Source organism: Calothrix sp. UHCC 0171 (assembly GCF_034931845.1).
Classification (GTDB): Bacteria; Cyanobacteriota; Cyanobacteriia; order Cyanobacteriales; family Nostocaceae; genus Brunnivagina.
Window position 1 is genome coordinate 192,419 of record NZ_JAYGHN010000006.1, and the last position, 21,318, is coordinate 213,736.

At 38.9% G+C, this 21,318-nt stretch carries 15 protein-coding genes; 11 read left to right on the forward strand and 4 right to left on the reverse strand.

All coding sequences use genetic code 11. From position 1 onward, the window contains the following. Positions 1 to 12 precede the first annotated feature (12 nt). Positions 13 to 1,440: an isochorismate synthase gene (locus VB733_RS07330; RefSeq protein WP_323339421.1), complete on the reverse strand. Its 1,428-nt coding sequence runs from the start codon at positions 1,438 to 1,440 to the stop codon at positions 13 to 15. Between the two features lie 453 nt (positions 1,441 to 1,893). On the opposite strand from VB733_RS07330, the gene menA reads away from it, so the two are divergent. The 3 genes from menA (at position 1,894) to VB733_RS07345 (ending at position 5,355) form a co-directional block, all read left to right on the forward strand. Beyond that, positions 1,894 to 2,790, forward strand: a complete 897-nt coding sequence (menA, locus tag VB733_RS07335) for a 2-carboxy-1,4-naphthoquinone phytyltransferase (RefSeq protein ID WP_323339422.1) — start codon at positions 1,894 to 1,896, stop codon at positions 2,788 to 2,790. Positions 2,791 to 2,812: 22 nt separating this feature from the next. Continuing rightward, entirely contained in the window at positions 2,813 to 3,766 is a 954-nt protein-coding gene (locus tag VB733_RS07340; protein WP_323339424.1) for an o-succinylbenzoate synthase, read from the forward strand. Positions 3,767 to 3,840: 74 nt separating this feature from the next. Beyond that, a complete protein-coding gene (locus tag VB733_RS07345; protein WP_323339443.1) occupies positions 3,841 to 5,355 on the forward strand; it encodes a 2-succinylbenzoate--CoA ligase in 1,515 nt (504 codons plus the stop codon). 188 nt (positions 5,356 to 5,543) lie between these two features. Here the strand turns inward: VB733_RS07345 and VB733_RS07350 are convergent, their stop codons facing one another. Then, positions 5,544 to 6,905, reverse strand: coding sequence for a sensor histidine kinase (locus tag VB733_RS07350; RefSeq protein WP_416336299.1), 1,362 nt, complete (start codon positions 6,903 to 6,905; stop codon positions 5,544 to 5,546). 674 nt (positions 6,906 to 7,579) lie between these two features. Between VB733_RS07350 and VB733_RS07355 the strand changes: the two genes are divergently transcribed. The 8 genes from VB733_RS07355 (at position 7,580) to VB733_RS07390 (ending at position 18,819) form a co-directional block, all read left to right on the forward strand. Next, entirely contained in the window at positions 7,580 to 8,635 is a 1,056-nt protein-coding gene (locus VB733_RS07355; protein ID WP_323339445.1) for a permease, read from the forward strand. Positions 8,636 to 8,664: 29 nt separating this feature from the next. Then, a complete protein-coding gene (locus tag VB733_RS07360) occupies positions 8,665 to 9,441 on the forward strand; it encodes a TIGR03943 family putative permease subunit (protein WP_323339425.1) in 777 nt (258 codons plus the stop codon). 65 nt (positions 9,442 to 9,506) lie between these two features. Further along, positions 9,507 to 11,033, forward strand: coding sequence for an Ig-like domain-containing protein (locus VB733_RS07365; RefSeq protein WP_323339426.1), 1,527 nt, complete (start codon positions 9,507 to 9,509; stop codon positions 11,031 to 11,033). 462 nt (positions 11,034 to 11,495) lie between these two features. Then, positions 11,496 to 13,283, forward strand: coding sequence for a hypothetical protein (locus VB733_RS07370; protein WP_323339427.1), 1,788 nt, complete (start codon positions 11,496 to 11,498; stop codon positions 13,281 to 13,283). A gap of 343 nt (positions 13,284 to 13,626) precedes the next feature. Then, complete coding sequence (locus VB733_RS07375) at positions 13,627 to 14,502, forward strand: prenyltransferase/squalene oxidase repeat-containing protein (RefSeq protein WP_323339428.1); 876 nt, start codon at positions 13,627 to 13,629, stop codon at positions 14,500 to 14,502. A 75-nt stretch (positions 14,503 to 14,577) separates the two neighbouring features. Next, a complete protein-coding gene (locus VB733_RS07380; RefSeq protein ID WP_323339429.1) occupies positions 14,578 to 15,390 on the forward strand; it encodes a PD-(D/E)XK nuclease family protein in 813 nt (270 codons plus the stop codon). Between the two features lie 233 nt (positions 15,391 to 15,623). Further along, on the forward strand, positions 15,624 to 16,283 hold the full coding sequence (locus VB733_RS07385; protein ID WP_323339430.1) for a GNAT family N-acetyltransferase: 660 nt from the start codon (positions 15,624 to 15,626) through the stop codon (positions 16,281 to 16,283). Positions 16,284 to 16,377: 94 nt separating this feature from the next. Next, positions 16,378 to 18,819, forward strand: coding sequence for a single-stranded-DNA-specific exonuclease RecJ (locus tag VB733_RS07390; protein ID WP_323339431.1), 2,442 nt, complete (start codon positions 16,378 to 16,380; stop codon positions 18,817 to 18,819). Between the two features lie 154 nt (positions 18,820 to 18,973). Here VB733_RS07390 and VB733_RS07395 read toward each other — a convergent pair whose 3' ends face one another. Beyond that, entirely contained in the window at positions 18,974 to 19,363 is a 390-nt protein-coding gene (locus tag VB733_RS07395) for a GFA family protein (RefSeq protein ID WP_323339432.1), read from the reverse strand. A gap of 158 nt (positions 19,364 to 19,521) precedes the next feature. Beyond that, positions 19,522 to 21,057 carry a YifB family Mg chelatase-like AAA ATPase gene (locus tag VB733_RS07400; RefSeq protein WP_323339433.1) on the reverse strand — a complete coding sequence of 512 codons (1,536 nt, stop codon included), beginning with the start codon at positions 21,055 to 21,057 and terminating at the stop codon, positions 19,522 to 19,524. Positions 21,058 to 21,318: the final 261 nt, after the last annotated feature.

The following is a 21,318-nucleotide window of genomic DNA, read 5'->3' on the forward strand; positions in this document are numbered from 1 at the left end:
CAATCACCCCATTTAAACCAAAGCCTTGAGTAATGCTTGCAATTTCAGTTGAATCTCCGCCAACTCCTTATCAGGATCGGAACCTGCTACAATACCAGCACCAGCATATAACCGGGCTTTATCACCATCAATTAATGCTGAACGGATACCGACAATAAATTCACAGTTACCCGCAGCATCTACCCATCCCAAAGGAGCAGCATACAAACCCCTTTCAAAGCTTTCATATTGACGAATTTCACTACAAGCAATATCGCGATCGCAACCTGCAACCGCAGGTGTAGGATGGAGTTGGGCTACAATTTGTAGGGGATGTACGCTGCTGGGGACAATAGCTCCAATTGGTGTCCATAAATGCTGAATATTTGATAACTGTCGCAGTCTGGGGGTTAATACCTGCGGCAATAAACCCAATTTTGATAATTGTTGGGTAATAAAATCAATGACTAATGAATGTTCGTGTCTTTCTTTGTCACTGTTTAATAAACGGTTCGCATTTGCTGTATCTTCTTGAGGAGTTTTTCCCCGTGGCGCACTTCCTGCTAAGGCATCGGTGATTAATTGCTGTTTGTGGATGCTAATCAATCGTTCTGGACTTGCCCCAATAAAGCTTTGCCCTTTACCATTACTAATCGAAAATATACAACAATTGGGATGAAGTTGGCGGAGATTATGCAGGGATTTCAATAAATTAAATGCAGTGGCAGAACGAACATCAAGAACATCAGCCAAAACAATTTTACTAAAACGTCTGCGTTTAATTGCTTGTAGTGCCGATTTTACAGAGCTTTTAAACTTTTCTGGGTTGGCTATCAACTCTTGACTAAATTTGAGTGACGAATTTTGAGAACTAGACGTGGTGACAGGGGAACAATATGCTAAGGATTGAATAATTTCGATTTTTGTCCATAAATTTTGGAGAATGACATTAATATTCGTATTTTCATTAATCAGCAAATTGGCAACTAACCGACAATGTTTATCTTTGAGTGCGACTTGCCAACGTGGTAAAAAAACAGTACCCGCAGCAAAAGGATAATCTTGGTGTAAATTATCTTCAAAAAAACCAAAACCGCAATAAAAGTGCGGTTGTGAAAAATCTCCTTTATCCCAGCCAAAATCAACAATATTACCTAAACAACCTTTAATAAAATTTTCTGCTTGATTAAATCTATCTCTGCCAGAAATTTCTAATTTCGCAATTGCATCAATCGCGACAATTGACTCATTATTTGCTTGATTTTCCCAATAGAAACTTACTTGATTTCCTTGAGCTAATTTTGCAAGTACAACTAAAGGATCAACTAACTGAATCTCCAGGGAAATACTTGCGATTTTAGTACAACTATTAAGGACGCATTTTTCCCGAACAGCTAAAAGAAATTGGTATATTTCCTTATTATATATACGAAAATCAGGGAGACATTGAGAAACTGTCATGGATTTAAAAAATAGTAAATTTTTTTGAAGTTATCTTCCTAAAGAGTCATAAATTGTGGTCGTATTTCTACAGGTAGCACAAATTGTCGCCTTATAGCTAGCGTTCTCACGACTTTCCTTGACGATTTCAGAAAGCCCAGGCTGACTCGACTTGAGAATTGCCTTGCTTACCCAGTTGTTTGGATAAAAGCCGTAATGTCGTTACTGAAGTCAATAGATGAACGTAAATCTTAACGAAAACGTAATGCTAGCAGAAAATGACATCAAAACACTTGAGAACAAGCGAAAACAGGTGAAGAAAATGTGTTACAAATCGTAAATTTATGGCAAAAGGACAATTCAAACTATCATCCAAACTATAAAATCTTTAGCATATTCTTGGATGTAGATTCGGAATAATTTTAAGTATAATTTTAGCCAGAATAATCAGAGACAAATAAGCGATCGCAACCGATGACTACAAAGCTAATTTCACAACCTGACAAAAAGCTCTGGATGGCAGCTATCAAACCGCCGATGTACAGTGTTGCTATTATGCCCATTTGGGTTGGAACAATGGTAGCTTATGCCAATACAAAAAATCTCAATAGCATAATTTTTTCCACTTTTATCGGTGCCGCAATTTTAATCCTGGCTTGGGAAAATATCAGTAATGATGTGTTCGATTCCGAAACAGGAATAGATGAAAATAAACATCATTCATTAGTAAATTTAACTGGGAATAAACTATTAGTTTTCTGGTTAGGAAATCTGTGTTTAGGATTAGGGCTATTGGGAATACTGGCGATTAGTTGGTGGCAACAAGATATAACTGTAATTGGGCTAATTTCCCTATGTTGTGTCTTGGGTTACATTTATCAAGGACCGCCATTTCGTTTAGGATATAAAGGCTTAGGTGAAATTCTCTGCTTCTTTGCATTTGGTCCTTTAGCTTGTAGTGCAGCTTACTATAGTCAAACCCAAACTTGGTCAATTTCTAATCTCGTAGCCTCAATTATAGTCGGGGTTGCTACCAGTTTGATTCTCTTTTGTTCCCATTTTCACCAAGTCAAAGATGACTTAGCAGCAGGTAAACTTTCCCCCATTGTCAGACTGGGAACTGCAAGAGGTTCACAAGTTTTGACATGGAGTGCTACGAGTATTTATTTAATTACCAGTATCTTCGTGATTTGGGGATATTTTCCCATATGGACATTATTAAGTTGGGTAAGCTTGCCATTCGCAATTAAATTGTGCCGTCACGTACAGGAAAATCATCACCAACCCGACAAAGTTAGCAATTGCAAATTTATTGCTGTCGCCGTCCATTTTTGGTGTTGTTTATTATTTGGATTGGGATTTGCGATTTAGTTGATGCCATACCAATTAGTTGATGCCATACCAATTTACTTACCGTCCCTACAAAAGACGATTTATTCGCCCTCTACAGACAAATCATGGGATTTGGGAAATTCGCGAAGGCATTATTATTCATCTCCAGAGCGAAACAGGTAAGATTGGTTCTGGTGAAATAGCTCCTATTCCTTGGTTTGGTTCCGAAACTCTGGAAGAAGCTGTAAATTTTTGTCAGCAGCTAACATCAGAAATTAATCAAGAAGTAATTTTCTCCATTTCTAATACATTACCTACTTGTCAATTTGGATTTGAATCTGCACTGGAAATGGTAAATGGGAAACAGGAAAATTTTGCTTCTTCCTCTTTCCCTTTACTACAATTTAGTGCCTTATTACCTGCGGGGATAGAAGCATTAACAGCTTGGAAACCTCTTTGGCAACAGGGATATCGTACTTTTAAATGGAAAATTTCCGTTTATCCAATCGCTGAAGAAATCACAATTTTAGAATCGCTAGTAAAAGCTTTACCAACAGGGGTAAAATTACGTTTAGATGCAAATGGAGGCTTGAATTATCAGGAAGCGAATTTGTGGTTATTTACCTGTGATAATTTGCAAACAACAGATGTAAATCACAAGTTTGTAGAGATTGAATTTATCGAACAACCACTTCCAGTCAGTGAATTTGAGAAAATGCTAGAACTTGGCGATTGTTATCGCACCAAAATCGCCCTTGATGAATCAGTTGCCACATTTCCGCAATTAGAAACCTACTATGAAAATGGTTGGCGTGATGTTTTTGTGATTAAGCCAGGAATTATTGGTTCTCCATTTCGCTTACGTCAATTTTGCCAAAAATATCAAATCGACGCTGTCTTTTCCTCAGTATTTGAAACTGATATTGGTAGAAATGCCGCACTCCAACTCGCTCATGAATTATCACTATCTCAACGGGCAGTAGGTTTTGGTGTTAATCATTGGTTTCAGGAATAAGTGCTGAGTTGGGAATTTTAAGTTGGAATTTTAAGTTACGAATTATTCAGATATAAGCTTTCTCAGAGGATGTGATGAATCGCGAATTATTTAAATATTTTGAAAATCTTGCTGATGATTGGCTTTTTGGCTCTGAAAAATATCAATTTCAGCAGCTAATTGGAAATTATTATCTAGAAATAAATAAAGTCAATAAAGCCGATAGTATCAAAGAACTAAATATAATTATATGCGATCGCAATCCTGTTAACTTCCTGGCTGCTTTTCTGGCTGCTTGTACCACAAATTCCCAGGTTTTCCTCTGTAACCCTGACTGGGGAGAAAATGAATGGCAGTATGTTTTAGATTTAGCCGAACCAGATATTATTTTGGGACAAGGGGCAAAGTATTACTTAGAGCATGGCTTAGAGTATGACTTAGAGAGAAGGAGACAGGGAGATACGAAGACATGCAAAAATTCTGAGTCTGCTACCCATCAACACCCATTTATTATGATTCCCACTGGTGGTTCTTCGGGAGAAATTAAGTTTGCCATTCATACTTGGGAAACATTAATGGCATCAGTACGAGGTTTTACAGAATATTTTCAAATCAAAGAAGTTAATTCTGTATGCGTTTTACCTCTATATCATGTTAGTGGTTTAATGCAGTTTATGCGAGCTTTTACTACAGGCGGAAAGTTAGTAATTTTACCTTTCAAATATTTGGAATCAGGGAAAATATTAAATATACAAAATATACATTATACAGACTTTTTTATATCTTTGGTTCCAACTCAATTACAAAGATTATTAGATAATTCGAGTGACAAAATAGATAAAAATATCAATGCAGAAATAAACATAAATAAATACTTAGCTGAATTTAAAGCAGTGCTTTTAGGTGGAGCAGCAACATGGAACGAACTATTAGAAAAAGCTAAATTCCACAAAATTAAATTAGCACCAACCTACGGAATGACAGAAACAGCTTCCCAAGTTGTGACGCTCAAACCAGATCATTTCCTTAATGGTAAACTTGGATGTGGTCAAGTTTTGCCCCATGCAGAGGTGATAATTTGTGACGAAGAAGATAATATATTGCCTGCTAATAATATTGGCAAAATTCAAATTAAATCAACTTCTCTAGCACTGGGTTATTATTCAATAAATTATCAAAATATAAAAAATAATCTCAATAATAATATAAATAATTTTTCTAGAGAATATTTTTTTACTGATGATGTCGGTTATCTTGATCAAGATGGATATTTACATCTAATAGGTCGTAACAGCGAAAAAATTATTAGTGGTGGAGAAAATATTTATCCAAAAGAAATTGAAGCGGCAATTCGAGCTACCGATATGGTAATAGATATCTGTGTAATTGGCTTACAAGATAAATATTGGGGTCAAGTTGTCACAGCTATTTATATTCCGAAATATGCAAATACTTCTATTTTAGCGATTCAAACTATTCTGAAATACAAACTCAGTAAATTTAAAATTCCTAAGCATTGGATTCCGGTGACAGAATTACCTCGCAATCATCAAGGTAAAGTTAATCGTCAAAAGTTATATGAAATAGCTATCCCTCTTCTGCAACTTTAATTTGGATTGATTATGTAGACTTTTCTACTCATAAATAATGGAATCACGATTCTGGATGGAAGAACACTTTAAATATCCTGAATGGAGATAAAGAAAGGGACATTGATATGGTGTGATGATATTTCACAATAATCTACAAAAGTAGACAAAAACTTACTGTAAATTTCCTTATTTCCTCTGCATAGCTACTAAACTAAAGGTAATAAAATCTCGAATTCAGTACCTTTTCCTAATTGCGATCGCAAATTTAATTGACCACCATGTCTGGCTGTAATAATTCTATATGTAGACTCTAAGCTGGTTTCTTTATCTGTTCTTTTTTTTGTAGCAAATGATTGCATAATTTGCTGCTTCTGTTCTTGAGAAATACCTGAACCATTATCTTTAATCTTAATCGAAACCCAACGAGAATCAACCATCTCAGTAGATAATTGTGTAATTACTTCGGTTGTAATTTCAATCTGAGGCTTTTTCTCGTCAGATACATCATCAATTCGATAATGCTGCCTAATTGCGTCATCAATTAAAGCATCAATAGCGCGACTTAAAATGTTCATCAAAGCTTGATTCATTTGTCCCATAAAGCAATATACGGGAGGTAAATAACCATAATTTTTAGTAATAATTATTTCTCCTTTAATCCGACTATTAATTAGCAACACAATACTATCAATACAAGCATGTAAATCAACTGGTTTAGGGTGAATAGTGTCAATGTGACAAAAATTTTGTAAACTAATTACTAATTTTTTTAATCGTTCGGCACCAGTACGAATACTTGCTAGCGACTTGTTTAAATCTTGATCTAAAAAATCAAATTCAATATCTGCTTTCAAAGCATTAATATTTTCCGAAGTATCGGGAAATTCTTGTGTATAAGCAGTCACTAACCTCATCAAATCTTGACTGTAGTTAGACAAATGAGTTAAGTTACCCCAAATAAAATTGACCGGATCGAGAATTTCGTGAGCAACTCCATCAACTAATCTTCCCAAGCTTGCCATTTTTTCATTCTGCATCATTTGCGCTTGACTACGTTCGTAACGTACCTGCGTCTCAATTCCGCGAATTTGCCACGATGCAATAGTTAACTCATGTACCTCCAGTAATCTGTATGTGTCAGGTGAAATCTTGACAACAATTGGTTCAGCAATAAATTCGGGGGAACGTCTCAGCGACATTTGCATTGCTGATAGAATTGATGTTGTTGCAGGTAATAATAATATTTGAGTACGAGCATAACTATAGAGAATGCTTAGAGATTGTTCAAAAAATAACTCTTTCCCAAATGGACGAATCAAAAACTCTAATAATTGCTTTCTGGAAAGCATTCCCATATATTTACCTTCTTCCAGCAATATTACTCCAGGTAAAAGTGGATACTGCTCAAAGACTTTTGCCACTTCTGCACCAGTGCAACTTATTTCCAATTCAAAAGTGTATAGCGGCAATTCCTGAAGCGTAGACTCTACACAAAGGTCGCATTTATTACCTTCGGATAAAAGTGGTTTTGATATTTTTGAAATCTTGGATATAAAATTTTGTTGCACTGGAAACCCTGAGTTGTTCTAATTGCAGACTACTAGGTAAAATTTGCTAACCGTAAAGTTAACACTTCCAGCCTATTTCAGTTTTTGAGGAATTGGTATGTGGAAAATCGGGATTTTCGGGATTAGAGAGTACCAAAATATTTTCCCTTTCTCCTTAGCTTTCTTCATTGCTTTGTCATTTTTGCTAACATTGATAACCGTAGGAATGCAGACAAAAATTGATAAATCATGAAAACTTGGTAAATCCTTGATGAAATTGCGTAGAATTAGGCTTTGCAATCAACTGAATTACTGAAACTATGAGTATTGTTAATTTAGGTATTGACTGATAATGCGATTGGAAGGCTGTAAATGTTGGAGGAGAGGAATGACAATAATTCATCATTGTCATACCCAGAAAGTAGATATCTAGGACATAATCCATCCCTGACACAAAGGGTTATATTGATGGGTTGAGATTGACTCGGAAAGTTTTATTCCCGCAAAATTGCTGGGGTGGAATGTCGATGTGGCTAGTGAGGGAGACTTAAATTCCCAAAATTGGGGAATTTTGTTAATCTTAATATTCGGAATTGAGAATTCGACAAATCTTCTACTTGCTTTTGATCCCCATTCCGATAGAATGACTTGGCATAACCTTAAAAATTAACATCACTTTTTCAATGGCAACGCCCATGAGTCAACTGAATAATGGTTTTACCATATTTCTCAGTCTGTTAGTCGAGGCGATACCGTTTTTGCTGCTAGGGGTTTTATTCTCCAGTGTGCTGCTGTTTTTGGTTGATGAACGGAAACTGGTGGAAAAAATGCCAAAAAACCCGTTATTGGGGGCATTTGTCGGTAGTTTGGTAGGCTTTTTATTTCCTGTATGTGAATGCGGAAATGTTCCAGTAGCAAGACGTTTGCTGATGCAAGGAGTGCCCACACCAGTCGCCATCGGTTTTTTGTTAGCTGCACCAACGATTAATCCAATCGTGATTTGGTCAACTTGGACAGCTTTTCGCGACCAACCAGAAATCGTCGTGTTACGTGTAGTATTTTCGCTGATTATTGCCACAGTAGTTGGCTTTATATTTAGTTTTCAAAAAGATTTAACACCAATTGTTCAGCCTGCGATCGCCCGATATCTCAAATTTAACCCACCGACACCCCCGGAATCAAAACGTCGTAGTGGGATGGGTGGCAAAACTCAAATCCAAACCAATGGTTCAACTTTGTTGCAGTCTGGTAGTTATTGGCTAGGTGGAAAGCCTGGAAGCCAAATTACCCGCATTGAGACAATGAATGCGACAGCGACGCTACCAATGGCGGATAAACCAATGTCAGATAAATTCCGCTTAATCATAGATAACATCATTCAAGAATTACGCGAATTAGGCGCAGTTATGGTGTTAGGTAGTGCAATTGCAGCTGCCATACAAGTGCTAGCACCCCGTGATTTAATTTTAAGTCTGGGTGCTGGTTCGGTTAGTTCAATTGTGGCAATGTTGATACTGGCAGTAGTTGTGTCGATTTGTTCGACTGTTGATTCCTTTTTTGCCCTGTCTTTTGCTTCAGCTTTTACCAGTGGCTCACTACTAGCATTTTTAGTATTGGGACCAATGGTGGATATTAAAAGTATTGGTTTGATGCTATCGATTTTCAAGCCACGAGCTTTATTCTATTTGTTTATGCTGGCAGGACAATTAACATTTTTATTGACTCTATTTCTGAATTTGTACGTCTTGTAAACTTAAATAATTCCTAATTTCTTCCACCAATGACTCCCACGCCAGCTAAAAAAAATTATAAAAATCCCAAAATCTTGCATTGGCTTGATGTCCTCGCAATTGCAGCTTGGGGCATTTTACTGTTGAAGTATTGGGCGACTGGCAAATTAAATTTATTGATTCACCCCGATTATTTTTGGTTGGTGATTCTTGCCGGTATTGGGTTGTTATTAGTTGCAGGATTTAAAACGAAAGAATTATCAAAACGGCAAAGGATAATTGAAGATTCTCCATCGGCTCAACACATGACAATTTTCCCCCCCGGATGGAGTAGTTCCTTACTCATATTTACAGCATTACTGGGATTTTTAATTACACCGCAAGTCTTTGCCAGCCAAAGCGCCATGAATCTCAGTGTAACTGAATTATTGGGACCAACGCGATCGCAACCTCAATCTTTTCGGGCTTCGATTCGTCCCGAAGATAGAACCCTTGTAGACTGGGTACGTACTATCAATGTCTATCCCGAACCCGACAAACATGCGGGACAAAAAGTGAAAGTTCAGGGTTTTGTTTTGTACCCCAAAGAGATGGGGGAAAAATATTTCATGTTATCAAGATTTGTGATTACTTGTTGTGCAGCAGATGCATACCCCATCGGCTTACCAGTCAAACTCAACGAAAATCGCGATAAGTACCAACCCGACAAATGGTTTGAGGTGGAAGGCAAAATGATTACCGACACCATCGCCGGCAAACGCCACCTCACCATCGAAGCAACTTCACTCAAAGAAATTCCCCAGCCCAAGAATCCCTATAGTTCTTAAATTCACGTGGGATGAAGGGATAAAGATAATAAATTCTCCCTATACCCAATGTCCAAATTTACAATATGGCTAAGAAAAAAAACCGATTACTACCACTAGACCGAGTTGCGATCGCATTTATTCTTGTACTTACCTTGCTCATTGGGATACTTGTTGCTCAAAGTGATGCAGTTAGGGCTAGTGTCCGCAATTTTAGCTGGCAAAATCAAAAAATTGGGGCTAATGATACATCATTTAGCCTCACCTTCAGCCGTCCAATGGATATTAAAAGTGTTGAAAGTAACTTAAAAATAGAACCACCATTAGCCGGTAAATTTAGCTGGGCTGGACGAAGGATGGTTTATACATTGTTAACCCCAGCACCCTACGGCACAAGCTATAAAGTCAAACTTGAAAAAGCCCTTGATAAATTTGTAGCAAAACAAGGTAAAAAACAAACAATACAAGCATTTACAGGCAGCTTTAAAACCCGCGATCGCATTATCGTTTATATTGGCACCAGTGGTGAAGAACTAGGCAGATTAGTCCTCTACAACCTCACCCAAGAACAAAAAACAATCCTCACTCCTAAAGATTTATTGGTAATGGATTTTAAACCCTATCCAAAAGGGGATAGAATTCTTTTCTCGGCACGTGCCAGAACGACTCAAGACCTCCTGGCAGGCAAAATCTATAGCGTCACCACAGGAGTGCCCACACAACTAGATCAAGAACCCGAAGCCTCAAGTCGTGTTGATCTAGTGTTAGACAATAAAATTGACGGCAAAACTTACCAAAATCTCAAATTTGATCTATCACCCGACGGACAAACAATTGTTATTCAAAGGGGTGTGAAGGATGAACCAGGTAACTTTGGATTGTGGTTTATGCCAGCCCCCCAAGGCAGTGAGAGTACAAAACCACAACTGACTCGCATCGAAAGCCCACCAGGGGGAGATTTTCTAATTACCCCAGATAGTAAAGCTGTTGCTGTTGTCCAAGGACAAGGTGCTGCGATTTTAACGTTACAAAAAGATGGCAGCAAACCTCTAGATTTTTTGCCTCAGTTTGGGATGGTACAAGCTTTCTCCCAAGATGGCACTCAAGCGGCAATGGTTAAATTTAACAGTGATTTCAGTAATCCTACTCAGTCACTATTTTTGGTAACAAATCAAGGAGTAAACAAAGAACTTCTGAAAATTTCCGGTTCGATTCTTAGTTGTCAATTTGATACAGCCTCCCCTAATCTTTATTGTCTAATCACCCAAATAGTGCCAGGGGAGCAATTTATCGAACAGCCCTACCTAGTTGCTTTAGACTTGAAATCGGGTCAGCAAAAACCCTTATTAGTTTTACCCGCAGGTCAACGAAACATACAAATGAACTTGGCTCCTGACGGTTTAGGTATATTATTCGATCAAATCGTCTCCCAAGAATCCAATATTGCTAATCCCAGTAACAACGTCCTCAAGACATCCGGAGGCGAAGCAGTTGCATCCAGTAGTTTATGGTTAATGCCCCTATTACCCGTCGCTGATGCCTCAGTCACAGCCGAGATTAAACCAGAACAATTGTCGGGACTATCTGGATATTATCCACGTTGGTTGCCATAGAGAAGCGTAGAGAAGAGGATACAGACGCTCTCCTCATCTTTAGTAGTTTCGACAGTACCGAATTCTGAAAAAATAGTGACAAATTTGCAGTTACGATTTATAACTTAGTATCGATTGCTTCATTTCCACTAAGTCGAGCTAGGTAAAATTTTCCATTGGCTTGATTTAAACACTTAAAAATGACAACATTCTATAAGTTGCTTGGTTAGTGGTGACGGTGCAAAAAAATACCGCTAACAATTTAATCAGACCTGGAGGCACGATTCTTGTGTTCTAGGTAAAATTTTATCAATGTAGTGCAATCGTAATTTTGACGAACTTGGCGATCGCAACTACTTCTGTCTATGGGAGTATGGTATAGATTTCCTCCTCAGGGATTTCTATTGGCGTTGCCAGTTCAATTAGCAGTGGTGTGAATCTTCCAACTTGAAATAACATATTGAAACTTGTGGGTGAAGAGTGATGAATGAAGCTGACACCCCAGATAATGGGGCTGATAAAAAAACTCCACTATCTGAGAATGCCGAACAACAACAGACATCGCAATATTTAAGTTGCCCGTTTGAGTTGGTGTTACCAAATCAAAATTTGTCCAATCAAAATTCTGAGACACCGAAAGAGATTCTCAAACTACCTTCGGCATTTTCTCAAGAAACACCAGAGCATGGTAAAAATGATGATTCTCAAATGCAGTCTCAATTAGAATCTCCAAATATCAACAAGGCTAGATGTCGAGATTCAGAATTGAATCCAGTATTAACCTTGGGGAACGGGGAATGGGAAAGCAAAACTATTCACGATATCAATGCATTAGAAGTTACACAGGAAAATAATTTAGAAGAGAATGTATCGGAAGATATATTTAATGATGATGTAGTTGCCAATAATCCGGAAATTTCGCCACAAGATGACTGGGTAGCTGAACCCGAACGTCATAAATTAGCTTTAATTGATGCCGAATTCCAGCAACTTTTGGCACTGAACCATGAATTGCGGACAGCCAACGATAAGTTGTACGATCGCGTGGAAGAACTAACATCGAAATTATCAGACTCGGAAAAATCCTTGCAATTGCAGCAAAAACGCTATCAAGTCACCGAGTCAATGCTCAAAGAGCAAACGCAAGAACTCTGTGCAGTGCAAGAACAAGTTCAAGCAGTTTATCAACAATTAGAAAATTCTTTACAAAACGTCCAACGTCAAGAAACTTTAATCGAAACCTATAAAACACAGTTAGAATTTAGCCAGCAACGACTTGCCCAATTAGAGCGAGAATGCTCTTTGCTGCAAACCAACCATAACGAACAATCGCAGCAGCTATTCCAATCAGAAAATGCTTGTCGTGAGTTGCGAACCAGGTTAATGCGCCAACAGCGTCAAACTTTGCAGTTCAAAGCAGCTTTAGAAAAATGCTTGGAAAATCCGGTAGGGGATACTGAAATAGATAATAGTCAAGATGATACTGCTTTTGCTAGCGGTGGGAATCATCAGGAGTCTCCTTTTTTAAGGAAATTTAAGTCATTATTTGTTAATGCTAAACCAATTCAACCTTGGTCGGCTGATGTAGAATCTGTGGATGAGGATGTTGAAAATAACAAAGAGGTAATTTTATCAACTCCCTTTGAGCCTCAATCTCCGGCATTCCCCAATCCCAGGGAGGAAATTCAACCAACAACAGAAACAACACCCGAATCATTTTTTCCCAATTCTGATTCTCCTAACTTAGAATCTCCCAATTTCAATCCTCCACATTTTAATTCTCCAAGCATAGAAGAACAAATTGATAGCGTTATTCAAATGTTTTTTGCTTCTCAGTCGGAGTCAAAATTGGATATGGGTGAGTATGGCGAAATTTCCCAGGAAGAATTAAGCAGTTTGGATGCAGTTTGGGATACAGCTGCAAATAACTTGGAATCAAATCAATTAAACCTCCACAAAACTAACAATTCCAGTGATACAAACACAACTTCCTTAGAAAATTGTGACACTAACGATATCTCAATTACACCTGAGATAGTGATTGAACCTAATTCCCAAAAACAACAATATCAAGAAGAAGAACAAGATTATTGGGCAGAAGTTTCGCAACTTAACCACCTTGACTTACCTGTGAGCGAATCTCCCTTCCATCCTCCCAATCCAGAGGATGAAACCTCACCTTCGCCAGTTATTTATCCCAACCGTCCACCTAAAGGACGCAAATCATTTGCTTCAGTAGAATTACCGAAATTTCGTCCACCCAATAAATAATATTGATATAGGACAGCGATCGCAATCACAGACTGAGCTACAGTTGCACTATACCAATTTACAAACGCATTGGTAATTTGCCTGAATTCAATAATTGCGGCAACTGAGTAGGCAGAATAACTTAAAATATATTAATATGCACTCAAAATGGATTTTTACCCCTAATTTTCAGGTTAATAAAACCTCACTTGGGCGATGATAATCCCCATAACACCAAAAGGTTAAGTATGACAGCGATCGCATCGATCACAGCCAGAGAAATTTTAGACTCTCGCGGTAATTCAACTGTAGAAGTTGATGTTGTGTTAGCAGAACTTAAGAAGCCTTGATAATCCCTAATCTGATGAGAACACAACAAATCGAATCTGCGATCGCTAACGCCGCAGCATACTTACACAGCAAGCAGTGTGCTAACGGTGGTTTCTGCACTGACAAAATGGAGTACCTAGAAGAAGCCAATGCTAGTGATACTTTTTTTGCCATTGCTGCATTTCAAATTTTAGGATTAGAGCCGCCCAATCGCCAGCAAACATGCGATTACCTACATTCTCTTCTCAATCAAGCCCAGAAACACTTTGATATTTCGCCTAGAGGCAGCATCCCGCCAGCAGCCTTCAATTATTTGTATTTTCCCCTTTATACTCTGTATCGGCTCGGTGTAACCGACTCAGTGAACGAGTGGAAACAGGCGATCGCTCGGTTTGAGATGACATTGCCAGAGGAAAGTAATTCGACTGAAATGGGTATAACTCAACAATGGCTAGTACGTAAAATCCGCACAAAAAAGATTTGGGGAGATTTACCAGAAAAGCAACCCATCCTTGAGTTTGTTCTCCAACTAAAGCATAAAGGCGGTTTTGGCATCAAACCCAATTTATTGGAAACCTATTGGAGTTTGGCTGTTCTACAAGAATTGGATTATGACTTGAGGCAATTAAATGATACTCGACGCTTTATTGAACAACTTCAAGTCAAGGAAACTGGTTTCACTAATACAGTCGATAGTTTATCTACAAACATAGATATCATCTATGCTGGCATCTTTGCCAGTAATCTATTAAAGATGGAAATTCCTGATCTCAAATCAGCAATTCAATTTGTGGGGATGTGTCAGATGGAAAAGGGAGGCTTCGCCCGTGCCCCTGTTGCTTTACCCGACATTGAGACAACCTACCGGGCTGTAAAAATTCTGCAATTACAGCAATTATCCAAATTGTAAGCTTTAGCCGAAAATCTTCATTTAACAAAATAAAAGAATGAGTTTTTGTTTTAATAACATATTAACCCTAGACATATGCTAAGTGATGAAAATTACCTTATCCGCATTGCACAAGGACAATTAAATATTTTAGAAAAATGTCCACGTCAATTCCAACATACCTATTTAGAACAATTATATTCTCCCGCAGACCCAAAACATGAGGAAAAACAACTTTTGGGAAGTCGCTTTCACTTATTAATGCAACAGCGAGAAATGGGTTTACCAATTGATAATTTCTTGTCAGCCGATGCACAATTACAAGCTTGGATAATGGGGATTGCTGAGGTAGCACCGGAAATTTTAGAACTTGCCAATACAGATATTTTTAGAGAAAGTGAACAGTACCGAACTTTACAAGTTCAAGATTATTTATTGACAGTGGTTTATGATTTACTACTAGCAGATAATAATCAAGCGCAAATTCTCGATTGGAAAACCTATCCCAAACCACAAAATCAAACCTTTTTAGAAAGAAACTGGCAAACACGACTTTATCTCTATGTTTTGGCAGAAACTAGTCAGTATGCACCAGAAAATATTTCCATGACTTATTGGTTTGTACAACCAGAAGGAAAACCAAAAAATATTAAGTTTAGTTACAGCACCGCTCAACACGAGCAAATAAAAAAGAGATTAAATCAATTATTGAATAAATTTAGCCAATGGTTAACTCAATATTACGCAGGCGGAGAATTTCCGCAAGTACCTGAAGGGAATCAAGCTTGTGAATCTTGTCAGTTTGCTGTACGATGCGATCGCGCATATGCATCTTCTCTGAATAATTCCTCTTCGGCTACAGAGAATAATCTCCTCGACCTTGCTACGATTGAAGAGGTGAGTTTTTGAAGTTGATTAATCACAAATAACTAATTTATAGATACCTGGTTGGCGTTAGAGAGACCATTTATAAAGTAAATATTAAAGATAGTCGTGCAGGGAGAAACCGGGTTTCTCATCAAAAAGTCAGATCATGCTCGATAATTAAATCCAAGAAACCGGGTTTCTTTGGTCTTAAAGTTTACTTTATACATAACCTCTTAGCGACAAATATGTAAGTCTAAATAGTGCTGTAATATTTTATGCAGTTTGATGATAATGATGCCGTCTTTGTCCGCGAGTTGGGAATTGATGATATTGCTCCCATTTACCACTTGGGAGAAGAGTTATTTACGAATGAATTATATCCGTATTTATACAGAACTTGGGACGAGTGGGAGGTAATTGGACTTTATAATACTGACCCAGAATATTGCTTAGTAGCAGAGATTGATGGTGAACTTGCGGGGTTTATTTTAGGTACAATTATTACCAAAGCATCTTTAACTTACGGCTACATCTTATGGTTGGGAGTCAATCCCAAATACCAGCGTCGAGGCGTTGCTGATAAACTAGTCGATAAAGCGATCGCGCGGATGATTGAAGATGGTGCTAGGTTTATGTTAGTTGATACTGACCCGGCAAACGTCCCGGCAATCAAATTTTTTAACCGTAAGGGTTTTGGTAATACCCGCGAACATGTTTTTCTCTCGATGAATCTTAGTCAACATGAACATTACGGTAGGTTAATCGAATACGAGTATCAAAAAGCTGAACGTGCAGGTTATCGCCGTGTCACTCAACGCAGTCGTCGCAACCCTAATTTACGTGCTGGCAAACCCGATGCGGCAGCAAATGAAGTTGTCTTGAATCCACTTGTTGAGGAAGAAGACAGAGAAAAAGACAAAGGGGAAAGTGAGTAGGGGGGAATCAAATTTTCAGCGAACATGTGTATTATTAATTTTAGAGTCAACTCAAAAATTAGCGATCGCATTTCCTAAATTCTCACTCGACAACATGCCTGAACAACAATGGAATCTAGTTGCATCTGAACAAGTTCCAGAATGGTTTCTGGAAGCGGTGAAACTCCATACCCCCAATTCTACTGGGTATTTTGCCGCACAGTTATTATGGCAACGAGGTATTCGTAATCCTGCACAACTAGAGGCGTTTGTCAATCCCAAAATATATCAAGCAGCGAGTGCTTTTGAATTTGGGCAAGAAATGCAGTTAGCGGTGGCAAGGTTGCAGGCGGCGAGGACAAATCGCGAAAAAGTGGTGATTTGGGGAGATTTTGACGCGGATGGAATCACTTCAACATCAGTTCTTTGGGATGGTTTGGGGCAGTTTTTCCCACAAAATACAAGGTTGAGTTATTACATCCCCAATCGGATGACGGAATCCCACGGATTGAATTTGGGGGGAATTGATAGTTTAGCGAGACAAGGATGTAAGTTAATTGTTACTTGCGACACAGGTAGCACTAATATTGATGAAATTATCCATGCTAATCAACTCGGTATTGATGTTATTGTCACCGACCACCATACATTACCATCCGAGAGACCTCCAGTTGCAGCAATCATTAACCCGCGCTATTTAGCTAACGAACATCCTTTGTATCATTTGAGTGGAGTGGCGGTAGCTTACAAGCTTGTGGAAGCTCTTTACAATGCTTTACCTAATGTTCCCCAGCAACCACTGGAAGATTTACTCGATTTAGTGGCTGTGGGATTAATTGCAGACTTGGTGCAACTGAGTGGGGATTGTCGTTATCTAGCTCAACGTGGGATTCAACGCTTACAAGCAGACTTTCTACAACCACCAACATTACGCCGCCGTCCAGGATTAGGAAGACTATTAGAATTGTGCCAAAAAAGTGGCGATCGCCCAACTGATATTTCGTTCGGTTTAGGACCAAGAATTAATGCTGTCAGTCGTATCCAAGGCGATGCTAGATTTTGCGTGGAATTACTGACAAGCCGTGACCAAAAGCTAGTTCAACAACTGGCAGAAGCAGCCGAACTCGCAAATTCTCGCCGCAAGTCACTTCAAAAGGATGTCTCACAGCAAGTGAATTCCAAGCTTTCCCAACTCGATTTATCTACTACTAGCGTGATCGTTTTGGCAGACCCGCAATGGTCGCCTGGTGTTTTAGGTTTAGTGGCGGGACAAGTAGCTCAGGAGACAGGAAGACCCACAATTCTTTTAAGTACGGAAGTCGAAATTGATGTGGAGAGAGGGAAAGACAAAGAAGCAGAAAATGACATCGAAAATCAAATTATCCCTGCTTCCCCTGCCCTCGCCCGTGGTTCGGCACGCTCAATTAATTCGGTTGATTTATATCAATTAGTAAAAGATCAAGCACATTTATTGCATAGGTTTGGCGGGCATCCATTTGCGGCGGGTTTGAGTTTGCCAGTGGAAAATATTCCGATTTTTACCCAGGCAATTAACCAAAGTTTACGCCGGACATTGGCTGGTGTATCACTTGTACCGACTATACAAGCGGATATTACTGTGAAAGTTGCAGACTTAGGGAAAGAATTATTTTTAGAATTTAAATTGTTGGAACCTTGTGGAATGGGCAATCCAGCACCAAAATTATTCATTCAAAATTGCTGGTTTGAGAATGCTTGGCATCGCAATCAAGAAGATACCAAAGGTAAAAAGATACAGTATATCAAAACCGAATTTGATATTCGCGATGAATCAACAAAAAGTCCTTTTCCGGGAATTTGGTGGGGACATTACAAAGATGAGTTACCGATTGGCAAATGTGATTGCATTGCCGAACTTGATTTTAATAGTTTTAAAAAACGCTATGAAATCCGTTTAATTGCGGTGCGTCCCGCCCAGAGTCTCATCGAAAATGGAGCGAATTTAGATTTTAAAAATAGCACCTTTGCAAATAGGAAATCTGCTTTAGATTGGCGATATTTATCTGATTTATCTAATTTTACCGGGGATGAAATATCTTCCACTTCTACAGCAATTCCCCTACGTGAAATTCCCACAAGTTGGGATGAAATTAGGATTTGGCTGAAGCGATCGCGTCATCAAAATCAACCCCTAGCACTGGCTTGGAAAAAACCTGAACATCAACCACCACAGGATATTTGGCTCAATCTAGCTGGGTTTGCAAAATACCTTGTACGTACTAAACAAGCGGTAACTCGTGTACAATTGCGAGAGAAAATAGGTATCGGCGATCAACCTTTACATTTAGGTTTAAAAGCTTTGCGTTGTTTGGGAATTAAAGCAATGTTAAGCGATCGCGTAGTCAGTCCTCAAGAGTATCACTTTTTAGTTTTTGTTGAAGATTTAGATTATCAAGCAAATTTGGAACAGGCAGAATCTTCACTTCAACAATTTCTAGCCGCAGTCAAAGAAGAACAATTTCAACGCGATTATTTTGCCACAGTGCCCCTATCTACCATTCTGACAATGGTGACTTAGGAATCATGTAAAAATGAGTAGTGCAAGCGTCTCGCTTGCTATTTCCCAAAGGTGGGCTTTTCGGCTCCGGAGTTTTCCGTGAAGAACATCTCCCTGGAAACTCCTCTCCACACTACTTGTTCAATTTATTTTTACACGAATACTTAAGGGACTATTATTGTAATTTGCTGACATTTGCTTCCCAGTTTTTGCCATCAAATGGAACAATTTCAAAATTAACAATGGCATCCCCATCTAAACATATAACATTGACATCAATACCATCTGGATGACTACGAGGAATATAAAAAGGGTGAATCCCGCAAACACTGCAAAATTTATGTTGGGCAATGCCAGTATTAAAAGTATAGGTTGTTAATACATCTTCACCTTTGAGCAGGGTAAACTGATCTTGCTTCACGATTAAATGTAAAAAGCCTTTTTTGCTACAAATCGAACAATTGCAATCATCAGCTTTGTGTTTTTCGACTTCAACTCGAAAACGCACTGCACCGCAGTGACAACCGCCTTCATATACTACTGGTGGATTATTTTTGACAACCATTGATTACTACCAAATATTGGGGAGATGGGGAGATGGGGAGATGGGAAGATGGGGAGAAAAATTAATCATAACTAGTTAGCCGGAATTTATAGCCGGAATTGATATCAGAAGTCAAAATATGTAAAAAATACCTTGATGCGATCGCTTTCCAACTTTATTTATTGCATTCTATCAATAGTACGATATTGAATTGCCTCCGCCACATGATGAGGCTTCAATTCCTCATCTCCAGCCAAATCTGCGATCGTTCTTGCAACTTTTAAGATTCTGTCGCTGGCTCTAGCTGATAACCCTAATTTATTAATGGCAGCTTCTAATAATTTCTTACTCGCCTCATCTAACTGACACCACTTATTCAAATGACGACTTTGCATTTGAGCATTACAACGCACATTTCGTTCATTCTCAAACCTCTTGGCAGCCATTTCCCTAGCTTTAATTACCCTCTCCCGCACATATGCCGAAGCCTCTCCCCTGGGTTGCTGAGTAATTTCATCAGGCTTCAACCTATTTACAGCCACCTGCAAATCAATTCTATCCATCAATGGACCCGAAAGTTTTGCCCAATATTGCTCACGCTGTCTTGGCGAACAAGTACAGGCTTGGATAGTATCACCATAATAACCACAAGGACAAGGATTCGTACTGGCAACTAATGTAAACTGCGTTGGAAATGTCACAGATTGTTTAGTCCGTGATATCGTCACAAAACCATCTTCCAAAGGCTGTCGTAAAAATTCCAAAACATCACGCTTAAACTCCGTGAGTTCATCCATAAACAGAATACCGTGGTGCGATAGAGAAATTTCACCCGGACGGGGAATACTACCACCACCCACTAGAGAAGGTCCAGAAGCCGAATGATGAGGACTACGAAATGGGCGATCGCGTACTAGTGTACCGCGATTTTTCAACAAACCCGCCACCGAATGAATCCGCGTCACCTCCAAAGCCTCAGCAAATGCCAGTGGCGGCAAAATTCCCGGCAAACGTCGAGCCAGCATGGTTTTTCCACTTCCGGGAGGACCGACAAAAATCAAATTATGCCCGCCAGCAGCAGCTATTTCCAAGGCTCGCCGCCCATGAACCTGTCCTTTGACATCTTTTAAATCCACTCCCTGCAAAAGGGCAACACTGGTAGTTTCCAGATGATTTTGTTCCAATTGCACAGGTTTGTAACGTTCTGGATTATTAAGAAAATCCGCAACTTCCAAAAGATTCTTAAACCCATAAACCTGCAACCCCTGAACAACAGCAGCTTCCTGAGCATTATCAGCAGGCACAACCAAACCAGTAATTCCCATTTGTTGAGCAGAAGCAGCAATCGGTAACACACCCGCAACCGGACGCAAACTACCATCTAAACTTACTTCACCCAGGAATAAATAATCACCTAATAAATCAGCATTAATTTGTTCAGAAGCCGCCAAAATCCCCACACTAATGGGTAAATCAAAACAAGGACCTTCCTTACGTAAATCAGCAGGAGTCAAGTTAATCACAATTTTCTTCATCGGGAAAGCAAAGCCGGCATTTTTCAAAGTTGCCCTTACCCGTTCCTTGGATTCTTGAATGGCTGCATCTGGTAAACCTAAAATGACAATTCCCGGTAAACCACCCGATACATCGACTTCCACACCCACTTTCACAGCATCAATGCCAACTATAGATGCACTCCAAACCCTTGCTAACATTTTTATATAAAACCTTAAATATAAAACTTGAATTAATTAATTTTATTAACGAAAAATCAGATTGTCTTGCCTATTCCTACTCAAAAAGATGCCAACAATCCCAGTAATTCCCGCAAGGGTAAAAACGATGTTCACAGCAAGTAGTTTACAACTTCCAAAAACTCGGCTTTTTCTCGAAATAACACCCCCAATGTACACCGACCGTATAGAGTCTTTTCGTGGAATTCGAGAGGTTACTAACGGCAGGTGATTGGGAAAGTT

Coding starts and splice junctions, on each gene's coding strand:
- VB733_RS07330 (WP_323339421.1), bottom strand. CDS start 1,440: ATGACAGTTTCTCAATGTCTCCCTGATTTTCGTATATATAATAAGGAA.
- menA (WP_323339422.1), top strand. CDS start 1,894: ATGACTACAAAGCTAATTTCACAACCTGACAAAAAGCTCTGGATGGCA.
- VB733_RS07340 (WP_323339424.1), top strand. CDS start 2,813: ATGCCATACCAATTTACTTACCGTCCCTACAAAAGACGATTTATTCGC.
- VB733_RS07345 (WP_323339443.1), top strand. CDS start 3,841: ATGAATCGCGAATTATTTAAATATTTTGAAAATCTTGCTGATGATTGG.
- VB733_RS07355 (WP_323339445.1), top strand. CDS start 7,580: ATGAGTCAACTGAATAATGGTTTTACCATATTTCTCAGTCTGTTAGTC.
- VB733_RS07360 (WP_323339425.1), top strand. CDS start 8,665: ATGACTCCCACGCCAGCTAAAAAAAATTATAAAAATCCCAAAATCTTG.
- VB733_RS07365 (WP_323339426.1), top strand. CDS start 9,507: ATGGCTAAGAAAAAAAACCGATTACTACCACTAGACCGAGTTGCGATC.
- VB733_RS07370 (WP_323339427.1), top strand. CDS start 11,496: ATGAATGAAGCTGACACCCCAGATAATGGGGCTGATAAAAAAACTCCA.
- VB733_RS07375 (WP_323339428.1), top strand. CDS start 13,627: ATGAGAACACAACAAATCGAATCTGCGATCGCTAACGCCGCAGCATAC.
- VB733_RS07380 (WP_323339429.1), top strand. CDS start 14,578: ATGCTAAGTGATGAAAATTACCTTATCCGCATTGCACAAGGACAATTA.
- VB733_RS07385 (WP_323339430.1), top strand. CDS start 15,624: ATGCAGTTTGATGATAATGATGCCGTCTTTGTCCGCGAGTTGGGAATT.
- VB733_RS07390 (WP_323339431.1), top strand. CDS start 16,378: ATGCCTGAACAACAATGGAATCTAGTTGCATCTGAACAAGTTCCAGAA.
- VB733_RS07395 (WP_323339432.1), bottom strand. CDS start 19,363: ATGGTTGTCAAAAATAATCCACCAGTAGTATATGAAGGCGGTTGTCAC.
- VB733_RS07400 (WP_323339433.1), bottom strand. CDS start 21,057: ATGTTAGCAAGGGTTTGGAGTGCATCTATAGTTGGCATTGATGCTGTG.